The following is a 917-nucleotide window of genomic DNA, read 5'->3' as shown; positions in this document are numbered from 1 at the left end:
GAAACTGGCAATTGAGAAACTGCTAATAGCTTGCATATTTGCCTCCTTGGGCTGGCAGATCCTCCTTTGGTGAAGAGGGGAAGATTGCAGTACACAGAACTCCGACTACGAACCATTCTAGGATGATGAAAATAAGGGAGGCGTCTGCAAAGTGAAGCGCGCCGAAGTGACGGCCTGCCAGGTATGAAGCGGGTCCGGAAATGCAACATAAGCAGATGAAAAAATATGGCTTGGCTAAAAACCATTGCAGCGACGAAAGCAGTGTGAGCGTAAACGCACACCACATTATGATTAACCACAAGGGAATTATAAAATCGTTGGTTCTTAACTCGGGGTTCGGAAACTGGTAAACGCCTAGATGCATAAGCAAGCTGTCGATCAGAATGCCGATACACGCGATATACAAGAGTTTTAATGAGTTGTGAGTCGATGCGTTTGTTCGAACGAAATGCACTAATAGCAAGGCGAATGCGCAGAGCGCCAGGTACCAATCTGATAAAATTGCCAGAAACCAACAGCTTTGGAATAACACCGCATTGAGGAGCCTATTTAGTTGTTCCCGAGACATTGAGTAGACTCCTTAATGGTGTGGTTGGCTATATCGCTTATCACTGCCTTATATGCGAGACAGGGGCTCGTTTCTATAACCTGGTTTAGCGAATAACATATGAGATACGCCGATAGAGCGCTCTTTGAAACCTCCTGCGCAGTAGCAGAGGTAGAACTCCCACATACGTTTAAATTCTTTGCTATAGCCTAGCTCTGTGATGGTCGCTGAGGCTTTATTAAATGAATCCAACCATGCTAGCAGTGTTCTAGCGTAGTGTTCCGCAAAGTCCTCTTGATAAACGAGTCGTAGGTCGCTGGCCTTCATCGATGAGCTAGTGAGAGCCTGAATTGAAGGAATACAACTACCA

2 protein-coding genes are annotated in these 917 nt (G+C 45.8%); both read right to left on the bottom strand.

Going from position 1 to position 917, the window contains the following annotated elements:
- Positions 1 to 22: 22 nt before the first annotated feature.
- Entirely contained in the window at positions 23 to 568 is a 546-nt protein-coding gene (locus A3729_RS34770; RefSeq protein ID WP_068515392.1) for a DUF2878 domain-containing protein, read from the bottom strand.
- Positions 569 to 616: 48 nt separating this feature from the next.
- Positions 617 to 917 (bottom strand): class I SAM-dependent methyltransferase (locus A3729_RS30185; RefSeq protein ID WP_197476308.1); only part of this gene is annotated, 301 nt, incomplete at its 5' end.

The sequence above is a fragment of the Oleiphilus sp. HI0043 genome (genome assembly GCF_001634935.1).
Note: the sequence above shows the minus strand (reverse complement) of the source record. Positions and strands in the feature narration are given on the sequence as shown.